The sequence below is a fragment of the Brevundimonas sp. genome, assembly GCF_046299535.1.
Classification (GTDB): Bacteria; Pseudomonadota; Alphaproteobacteria; order Caulobacterales; family Caulobacteraceae; genus Brevundimonas.
This window is the reverse complement of record NZ_JBKBIB010000020.1, coordinates 22056-29588: the sequence shown is the minus strand read 5'-3', so window position 1 is coordinate 29588 and position 7533 is coordinate 22056. Positions and strand designations below refer to the sequence as shown.

The 7533-nt window shown below is 67.1% G+C and carries 10 protein-coding genes; all 10 read left to right on the top strand.

Annotated elements, in window-relative coordinates; translation table 11 throughout:
• The coding region (locus ACK4FB_RS13945; protein WP_409753512.1) for a hypothetical protein at positions 1–181 on the top strand (181 nt) is incomplete at its 5' end.
• Positions 182–300: 119 nt separating this feature from the next.
• Positions 301–855, top strand: coding sequence for a DUF2059 domain-containing protein (locus tag ACK4FB_RS13940; protein ID WP_409753509.1), 555 nt, complete (start codon positions 301–303; stop codon positions 853–855).
• A 319-nt stretch (positions 856–1174) separates the two neighbouring features.
• A complete protein-coding gene (gene rplJ, locus ACK4FB_RS13935) occupies positions 1175–1690 on the top strand; it encodes a 50S ribosomal protein L10 (RefSeq protein ID WP_409753506.1) in 516 nt (171 codons plus the stop codon).
• Positions 1691–1747: 57 nt separating this feature from the next.
• Positions 1748–2131, top strand: a complete 384-nt coding sequence (gene rplL, locus ACK4FB_RS13930; RefSeq protein WP_021698281.1) for a 50S ribosomal protein L7/L12 — start codon at positions 1748–1750, stop codon at positions 2129–2131.
• Positions 2132–2285: 154 nt separating this feature from the next.
• Positions 2286–2696, top strand: coding sequence for a preprotein translocase subunit SecG (secG, locus tag ACK4FB_RS13925; protein ID WP_409753504.1), 411 nt, complete (start codon positions 2286–2288; stop codon positions 2694–2696).
• Between the two features lie 88 nt (positions 2697–2784).
• Complete coding sequence (locus ACK4FB_RS13920; RefSeq protein WP_409753501.1) at positions 2785–4434, top strand: CTP synthase; 1650 nt, start codon at positions 2785–2787, stop codon at positions 4432–4434.
• Positions 4434–4964 (top strand): GNAT family N-acetyltransferase, encoded by a 531-nt coding sequence (locus ACK4FB_RS13915; protein WP_409753499.1) that lies wholly within the window; start codon positions 4434–4436, stop codon positions 4962–4964. The genes ACK4FB_RS13920 and ACK4FB_RS13915 overlap by 1 nt, the downstream gene beginning before the upstream one ends.
• A 216-nt stretch (positions 4965–5180) precedes the next feature.
• Complete coding sequence (gene rpmF / locus ACK4FB_RS13910) at positions 5181–5363, top strand: 50S ribosomal protein L32 (RefSeq protein ID WP_045319302.1); 183 nt, start codon at positions 5181–5183, stop codon at positions 5361–5363.
• A gap of 131 nt (positions 5364–5494) precedes the next feature.
• The gene (locus tag ACK4FB_RS13905; protein ID WP_409753495.1) at positions 5495–6097 is read left to right on the top strand and encodes a hypothetical protein; all 603 of its coding nucleotides are present in this window, start codon (positions 5495–5497) and stop codon (positions 6095–6097) included.
• Positions 6098–6177: 80 nt separating this feature from the next.
• The gene (eno, locus tag ACK4FB_RS13900; RefSeq protein ID WP_409753492.1) at positions 6178–7455 is read left to right on the top strand and encodes a phosphopyruvate hydratase; all 1278 of its coding nucleotides are present in this window, start codon (positions 6178–6180) and stop codon (positions 7453–7455) included.
• Positions 7456–7533: the final 78 nt, after the last annotated feature.

Sequence of the window (7533 nt, the reverse complement as noted above, 5' to 3'; positions counted from 1 at the left end):
GGCTTCGGCGTGCAACGCCGCGCCCGGCCACCCGGCCGCCGCCGCGCCGGGCGATCCCTTGTCTGACAAGGGCCTCAACCGCCGGACCGCCCTCAGGGGCAGCGGCGAGGAGGCCCCGGTTGCACGCCCGTTGCACTGTTTTTCGCATCCGGAGTCCGACAACGCCGGACCCGACCCATGACCCGCCGCGTCATCCCGTCGCTCCGCCTCGCCTTGTCGTGCGACAACCGGCGTTCGTTTTGGTGTTGAGGCGCCGTCCCGCCTGCGCCACTGTGGGTCGAACATCCGGCGAGGGGCCCCATGAAGCGTTTGATCCTGACCACCATCCTGGGGCTGGCCCTGACCACGACCGCCTACGCCCAGGAGGCCCCGGAACAGGCGCTGCTCACGGCCGTGCCCGCAGCGGACGAGGCGACGGTTCGCCGCGAACTGGCCGAAAGGTATCTGGAGCTCGCACAGGGCGACAGCCTGGCGGACCTGGCGCAGACCTACATAGACCAGCTGCTGGCGGCGGACACACAGTCCCCGGCGGAGCACCGGGAATGGTTTCGGGTCAACTTGCCGCGCGAGATGACCAACCTGATGGCCACACTCATTGACGGCATGGTTCCCGCCTACGCCGACCGGTTCACCGTGGAGGAGCTCACGGCGCTGGTGGCGTTTCACGAGACTCCGCTGGGGCGATCCATAGCGCAGAAGCAGGTCGAGGTCGGCATGGATCAGGGCTTGGCCATGGAGGCCGCAGTGTTGCGGTTCGAGGCGGATCTGATGCGCAAGTTCTGCACTGCGTTCGACTGCTCCGAACCGACGGCCTCCGGTCCCCGCCCGGACAAGCAGGGCGTGCGGCGGAACTAGTCGTTTGATTTCCACAGCCCAGCGTGTATAGAGCGCGCCTTGCGTCGTCGGGCCCCGGTCCGGCGATGTTCCTGTCCGAGAACTTCGGGGTCTGGGGGTCACCTGGACCGTAAGCGCGGAACGGCCGTTCCGCCCTGGGGGGAGATGGGGATGCGAACGTCTTTCTCCGCCCGCCCTGCGCGACGGACAGGATCGCCGCTTCCTTCGGACAATACGACCGGCCCGGCGTCATCGCGCAAGCCCTTGGGCGCAAGCGATGCTGTCTGGCCAAGCGGCGTCGGGATCGTCCCGTCGCCGTAACGACTGAACGGAGACCGCAATGGACCGCGCACAAAAAGCCGAGTCGATCGAGACGCTCAAGGGCGTTTTCGCTGACGCCGGCGCCGTGGTCGTGACCCACAACCTGGGTCTGACCGTTGCGGAAATGACCGATCTGCGTGGCCGCCTTCGTGCTGAAGGCGCCACGTTCAAGGTGGTGAAGAACCGCCTGGCGCTGAAGGCGCTGGACGGCAAGGGCGGCGACGCCGTGCAGACCCTGTTCAAGGGTCCTGTCGGCATCGCCTACGCGCCCGACGCCGTTTCGGCCGCCAAGGTGACCGCCAAGTTCGCCAAGGAGAACGACAGGTTCGTGATCATGGGCGGACTGATGGACGAAACGGTTCTGGACGCCCAGGGCATCGACGCCCTGTCCAAGCTGCCGTCCCTGGACGAACTGCGCGCCAAGCTCGTCGGCCTTCTCAACGCCCCGGCCACCAAGATCGCGGGCGTCGTGCAGGCTCCGGCCAGCCAGCTGGCCCGCGTCATGGGCGCCTACGCCGCCAAGGACGCGGCGTAAGCCGTCTGATCGATCATCTCTGCAAACCTCTGAAATCCATCCGAAGGAAATACTCAAATGGCTGATCTCTCCAAGATCGTTGACGACCTGTCCGCCCTGACCGTTCTGGAAGCCGCCGAACTGGCCAAGCTGCTGGAAGAAAAGTGGGGCGTTTCGGCTGCTGCTCCGGTGGCCATGGCCGCCGCCGGCGGTGGCGCTGCCGCTCCGGCTGAAGCCGCCGAGGAGCAAACCGAGTTCACCGTTGTCCTGACGGACGGCGGCGACAAGAAGATCAACGTGATCAAGGAAGTCCGCGGCGCCCGTCCGGACCTGGGCCTCAAGGAAGCCAAGGACCTGGTCGAAGGCGCTCCGCAGAACGTCGTCGAGAACGTCTCCAAGCAAGCCGCCGAAGAGCTGAAGAAGAAGCTCGAGGAAGCCGGCGCCAAGGTCACGATCAAGTAAGATCGGGATCAGCGTCATTGCTGACCACGATGCGGGCCGGGGGAGCGATCTCCCGGCCCGTTTCCGTTGCCCCCCGCCCGCAACAATGATAGACGCCGCCGCTTGATCGGCGCGCCCCGAGTTCTCACATCAAGCGCCACACATCAGGCCCGCCATGCTCCAGACCATACTCCTCGTCGTCATGATCCTGATCGGCCTCGCCCTGACCGGCGTGGTCCTGCTGCAACGCTCCGAGGGCGGCGCCCTGGGCATGGGCGGCGGCGGCAACAGCTTCATGACCGCGCGCGGAGCCGGCAACCTGCTGACCAAGTCGACCTGGGCGCTGGGTTTCCTGTTCGGGATCTGCGCCATCGCCCTGACCATCGTCGGCAACATGGATCGGGGCTCCAGCTCGGTTCTGGACGCCGCCACCGTGGGCTCCATCGATCTGGACGCCGCCCAGACGCCGGCGGCTGAGCAGCCCGCGGCCCCTGCGGCGCCGACCGGCCCCTCGCTCGACGATCTGGAAGCCAGCCTTCCCGCCGCCCCGGCCGCCCAGCCGGCCGGCGACGAGCCCGCCCAGTAGGATGGGGAGGGCGGTTATCCACCGCCTACCGCCACACCCTCAAAGTCTCCGCAGTACGCCGCCCGAATCGGCGGTAAGGTAATTTCCCATGCCTCGTTATGTGTTCATCACCGGCGGCGTGGTCTCCTCATTGGGTAAGGGCCTCGCCTCCGCCGCTCTCGGCGCGCTGTTGCAGGCGCGCGGCTACAAGGTCCGCCTGAGGAAGCTCGACCCCTATCTGAACGTCGACCCGGGGACCATGAGTCCCTATCAGCACGGCGAGGTCTTCGTCACCGACGACGGGGCCGAGACCGACCTGGACCTGGGCCACTACGAGCGCTTCACCGGCGTGTCGGCCGCCCGCACCGACAACGTCACCACCGGCCGCATCTACTCCACCATCCTGGAGAAGGAGCGGCGAGGGGACTATCTGGGCGCCACCGTCCAGGTGATCCCGCACGTCACCGACCAGATCAAGCAGTTCTGCCTCAGCCCCGCCCAGACCGATGACGGCGAGGACGTGGACTTCGTCCTGATCGAGATCGGCGGCACGGTGGGCGATATCGAGGGCCTGCCGTTCTTCGAGGCCATCCGCCAGCTGGGCCAGGATCTGCCCCGCGGCCAGAGCTGCTTCGTGCACCTGACCCTGCTGCCGTTCATCAAGACGGCCGGCGAGATGAAGACCAAGCCGACCCAGCACTCGGTCAAGGAGCTGCGCTCCATCGGCATCCAGCCGGACATCCTGCTGTGCCGCTGCGAGCAGCCCATTCCCGCCGACGAGAAGCGCAAGATCGGCCTGTTCTGCAACGTCCGTCCCTCGGGCGTCATCCAGGCCATGGACTCCGCCGACATCTATGCGGTGCCGCTGGACTATCACCGCGAAGGCCTGGACGCCGAGGTCCTCGCCCACTTCGGCATCACCGACGCACCCCAGCCTGAACTGTCGGGCTGGGAAGAGATCGTGCGCCGCCGCACCAACCCGGACGGCGAGGTCACCGTGGCCGTGGTCGGCAAGTACACGGTGCTCAAGGACGCCTACAAATCCCTGATCGAGGCGCTGCACCACGGCGGCGTGGCCAACAACGTCAAGGTCAATATCGACTGGGTCGAGGCCGACACCTTCGAAGGCGCCCGCGACGCCTGCGAGGAGCGGCTGCAGGGGGCCCACGCGGTGCTGGTGCCCGGCGGTTTCGGCGAGCGAGGCGCGGAGGGCAAGATCCAGGCGGTCCGCTTCGCCCGCGAGCGCAACATCCCCTATTTCGGCATCTGCTTCGGCATGCAGATGGCGGTGATCGAATCGGCCCGCCATCTGGGGGGGCTGGAGAAGGCCACCTCCACCGAGTTCGGCCCCGCCGAGGAACCCATCGTCGGCCTGATGACCGAATGGACCCAGGGCAACCAGCGCATCATGCGGGCCCAGGGCGGCGACCTGGGCGGCACCATGCGTCTGGGCGCCTATGACTCCACCCTGATCGAGGGGTCGAGGATTGCGGAGATCTATGGCGCCACCGCCATCAGCGAACGGCACCGCCACCGCTATGAGGTGAACATCAACTACCGCGACGCCATCGAGCGGGCGGGCATGACCATCTCCGGCCTGTCGCCCGACGGCGTCCTGCCCGAGACCGTGGAGCGCGCCGACCACCCGTGGTTCATCGGCGTGCAGTACCACCCCGAACTGAAGAGCCGTCCCTTCGCCCCGCACCCCCTGTTCGCCAGCTTCATCGCCGCGGCGGTGGTGCAGAGCCGGCTGGTGTGATGACCACGGGCGTGGTGCTCAAGACACCGCGCCTGACCCTGCGGCCGGCGCGATGGGACGATCTGGACGCCATACACGCCGTGCTGTCCGACCCGCGCGCCACGCGCTGGTGGTCCACGCCGGCACACCAGACCCTTGACCAGACGCGAGCCTGGCTGGGCGCGATGATCGACTCCCCGCCCGAGCTGTCCGACGACTTCGTGGTCGAGTTCGAGGGCCGGGTCGTGGGCAAGGCGGGCTTCTATCGGCTGCCCGAGATCGGATTCATCCTGCACCCTGACGTGCAGGGACAGGGTCTGGGTCTGGAGGCCGCGCAGGCGGTGATCGCCCACGTCTTCGCCACGCGCGGCATTGACCGTCTGACCGCCGACGTCGACCCGGACAACGCCGCGTCCACCGCCCTGCTGACCCGGCTGGGGTTCCGCGAAACCGGCCGGGCGGAGCGGACCCTGCTGGTGGGCGAGGTATGGGTCGACAGTGTGTGGTTGGTGCTTGACCGGACCGACTTTTCCGCCGCCTGTAATGCGTAGCCGGGCTTGAAGCCTGGGCGCGAGGCGTTGAGCCGTCCCATCGCGCCATGGGCGCTGCCCGTGATGGGTCGCAGCTTGTTTCGCCTGTCCTCAGCCTCTTGCGTTTGGCCGCCCCCTGAGGCATAAGCCCGCGCTCACGGGGCGGCCTGCATGGGCCGCCGCTATTGTTTTCGCGTCCGGTCGCCGGATGCACCGACCAGACTGGATGAGACGGACATGGCCGTTCCGAAGCGCAAAGTATCTCCCTCGCGTCGCAACATGCGACGGGCCCACGACGCCCTGGGCGCCAACGCCTACACCGAGGACAAGGACACGGGCGAGCTGAAGCGCCCGCACCATATCGACCTGAAGACCGGCACCTACCGTGGCCGTCAGGTTCTGACGCCCAAGGAAGACTAGGCTTTTCAAGTCGCTCGTCCTGGCTCACGCAGCGCGAAGCGCGAGCCGGGATTTACGATTTTACGGCGCGCGAGTTCATCGCGCGCCGTTTTCGTGCGTTGATCTTCCCGGACCCAATCCGGAGACCCTCCATGATCCGCGCCCTCATCTTGCCTTCCATCGCCGTCCTCGCCCTGGCCGCCTGCGGTCAGCCGGACGAGTCCGCTCCTGAAACGCCTCCCGCCGCCGAAGCGCCCGCCCAGACCCCCGATTCCAACGCCCTGAGCGCACAGGGGTGGGGCCCGCTGCGCATCGGCATGACCCGCGCCGAGATCACCCGGGCCCTTGGTCCCGACGCCAATCCTGACGCGGTGGGCGGCCCTGACCCGGAGTCGTGCGATCAGTACCGCCCCGAGCGCGCCCCGGAAGGCGTGCTGCTGATGCTGGAGCAGGGCGTCCTGACGCGCATCTCTCTGATCCGCGAGGCGACCCTGACCACGGATCGCGGTTTCGGCATCGGCGACAGCGCCGCCGACATCAAGGCCGCCTACGGCGACGCGGCCCAGGTCAGCCCGCACAAGTATGTCGATGCGCCGGCCGAATACATCACCGTCTGGACCGACGGCCCTTCCAGCGCGCCTTACCGCGAAGACCCCGACGCGCGTGGTGTCGTCTATGAGATCGGCGCCGACGGAAACGTCAGCATGATCCACGTGGGCGGACCCTCGATCCAGTACGTGGAAGGCTGTTCGTAACAGGCTTTCAGTTGGCGATCCGGGGCGCGCGGGCTAAAGCCTTGCGCGCCCCTTTTCGTTTCCCGAACCGAGACTGATTCATGACCGACATCGCCGACATCACCGCCCGCCAGATCCTGGACAGCCGGGGCAACCCGACGGTGGAGGTGGATGTGGTGCTAGAGGACGGCGCCTTCGGCCGCGCGGCCGTGCCGTCCGGCGCGTCCACCGGCGCCCATGAGGCGGTGGAGAAGCGCGACGGCGACAAGGCCATGTGGGGCGGCAAGGGCGTCCAGCAGGCCATCGACGCCGTGAACGGAGAGATATTCGACGCCCTGTCGGGCATGGACGCCGAGGATCAGCGCCGCATCGACATGGCCATGATCGAACTGGACGGCATCCAGAACAAGGGCCGGCTGGGCGCCAACGCGATCCTGGGCGTCAGCCTGGCCGCGGCCAAGGCCAGCGCCGTGTCGGCGGGTCTGCCGCTGTATCGCTATGTGGGCGGCGTCTCGGCCCGCATGCTGCCGACCCCGATGATGAACATCATCAACGGCGGCGCCCACGCCGACAATCCCATCGACATCCAGGAGTTCATGATCCTGCCCACGGGCGCGGAGAACTTCTCTGAGGCCCTGCGCATGGGCGCGGAGATCTTTCACAGCCTGAAGAAGGCCCTGAAGGATGCGGGCCACAACACCAATGTGGGCGACGAGGGCGGCTTCGCGCCGAACCTGAAGTCGGCCGACGAGGCCCTGGCCTTCATCACCAAGGCGGGCGAGGCGGCAGGCTATCTGGCGGGCGAGGACTTCCAGCTGGGTCTGGACGTGGCCTCCACCGAGTTCTTCAAGGAGGGCAAATACGTCATGGAGGGCGAGGGCAAGACCGTCGATCAGGAGGGCATGGTCGCCTATCTGGCGGACCTGTGCGCCCGCTTTCCCATCGTCTCCATCGAGGACGGCTGCGCCGAGGACGATTTCGACGGCTGGCGCCTGCTGACCGAGCGTCTGGGCGACAAGGTGCAGCTGGTGGGCGACGACCTGTTCGTGACCAATCCGGCGCGTCTGGCCGCAGGCATCGGCGAGGGTCTGGCCAACTCCATCCTGATCAAGGTCAACCAGATCGGCACCCTGTCCGAGACCCTGGATGCGGTCGAGATGGCGCATCGGGCGGGCTACACCGCCGTCATGAGCCACCGCTCGGGCGAGACCGAGGACTACACCATCGCCGACCTGTCGGTGGCCACCAACTGCGGGCAGATCAAGACCGGCTCGCTGGCCCGTTCGGATCGCACGGCCAAGTACAACCAGCTGCTGCGGATCGAGGAGATGCTGGGCGATCAGGCTCTTTATGCGGGCGATGGCATGATTCTGACCTGAGGGTCTGCGGTCAAGCTACCAAAAATTAAGCATTTTCGGTCACGGCTGATTCCTTGGTTCGAGCGCTCAGAAGGGGCG